A 1661-nucleotide genomic window follows, 5' to 3' on the forward strand; every position below is an offset into this window, starting at 1 on the left:
ATTGGCTCTGACGCATATTCGATGATCGTGATTGTTTTTATGGCGCGCCAATCAGCCTTGCCTGAAGGAGATCGAGCTTAGCGCGCCCGTACATCTGCCGTTTGACCAGCTTTAGCTTGGTGATCTGAGCTTCCACTTGGCCATTGGACCAGGGTTGCGTAATAGCGGCGTGCACCGCGCGCTTATCGTTGGCAATTCCATTCGCGAACGAGGCAATGAGGCTCCGCTTGGATTCATCAATCCAAGGTTCGAGCTCCATCTCGGCCTTCTTTCGGATCATCGCGTGGAAGCCGCCAACGAGAGCCTGGGCATCGGCCAGCATAGGAACGTTTTGTTCGATGACCGCAAGCGTGACGGTCTCGGCCCTGGTCAGGTGGTCGCGCTTCGTCGTCATCAGCTGCGCTATCGTCCTGGCGGCGGGGACCTTCTGCAATTGTTGATGGCTGATAGTCTCGGCACGCCGTCGGCGCGTCGCCCATTCCGCCACGACGCGCAGCGATCCCTTGAAGCCTTGTCCCTTCAAGCGGCGCCAGAGCTCGGCACCGTTGCGACAGCCGACTGACCACTGCGCGTCCAGGAACGGCAGATGCCCGTCCAGGGTGCTTTGACGGGTGCGGAACATATCCGTCCCGCCGCCGCGGCTAATTTGACGAACCAGATTGCGACTATGTCCGGTGCGGCGTACGATCTCCTTGAGCGGCACACCGTCGCTGACGAGAGCCGCAATTACGGCATGGCTGTCCTGGCGCCGGAGATAGCCCTGATAGCGCAGCTTTTCCGCACAGGTCAGCAATTCCGGGTCGATCGTCGTCGCTCCGATTGCGGTTCGGATTCTGTTCATGGAGCGGCGCACCGCATCAAGGAAGGCCGCGCTCGCATTTTCCATCAGATGCCAGCGGTCGGCGATTTGGATGGCGTTCGGCAGCGCCTTGGCTGCTGCCTCGCCGTATCCACCACCGCGATCTCGCGACACAATGTTGATCGCTGGGTGCTTCGATAGCCACGCCCGAACGGTCGCAGTTTCCCGGTCGGGCAGCAGGGTAACGATCCGCCGGCGCTCCAAATCGCACACGATCGTCCCGTATCGATGGTTTCTCCGGAACGCCCAGTCATCGATGCCCACAACAAGCAATGGATCTGTCGGCATCGCCGCCCGCCGGCGGACCACCCGTAGCAAGGTATCGTTGCTAACGGGCAGCATGAGCCGCTTGGCGAAGCTTGCCGCCGGCCGGCCGCCCAGCGCCAACCCCAAGTGATGGACGATGTATTCCAGCCGTGCCGTCCGACGCCGTCGAAGCGGAACGATGTCTTCTCCAAACCGCTCTGAGAAGATCCGCCGGTGGCAATGCGGCACCTCACATGTGAAGCGCCGCGTGAGCAATCGGAGGCGCACCTTTCTGCCCGCTGATGGCAAATCGGCCACGTGCCGGATGTAACGGCTATGGATTCGGCGCGATGCTGTCGTGCACAAAGGGCACTGGGCCTCCGTAGCCTCTGACCGAACAGCCAGAATAACCGAATCCTCTGAATCACTTACGCCATCAAACACCAAACCACTCGGTACGAGCGATGAAATTCGAAAGCCTGTCCGCATGGCGCCGATTCTCCGTTGAAGAACCACAGTCGCCGGCGAACTTCATCAGAAATGAGTCAGAGCCCAA

General features: G+C 60.4%; 1 protein-coding gene. It reads right to left on the bottom strand.

What is annotated here, in order from left to right; genetic code table 11:
* Positions 1–37: 37 nt before the first annotated feature.
* Positions 38–1594, bottom strand: a complete 1557-nt coding sequence (locus IVA81_RS11225) for an ISL3 family transposase (RefSeq protein ID WP_247316259.1) — start codon at positions 1592–1594, stop codon at positions 38–40.
* Between the last annotated feature and the right edge of the window lie 67 nt (positions 1595–1661).

Origin of the sequence: Bradyrhizobium sp. 141, assembly GCF_023074055.1 — a bacterium.
GTDB lineage: Bacteria > Pseudomonadota > Alphaproteobacteria > Rhizobiales > Xanthobacteraceae > Bradyrhizobium.

What these genes read in the sequence shown, in the direction of transcription:
- IVA81_RS11225 (WP_247316259.1), bottom strand. Translation starts at nt 1,594, where the DNA reads ATGCGGACAGGCTTTCGAATTTCATCGCTCGTACCGAGTGGTTTGGTG.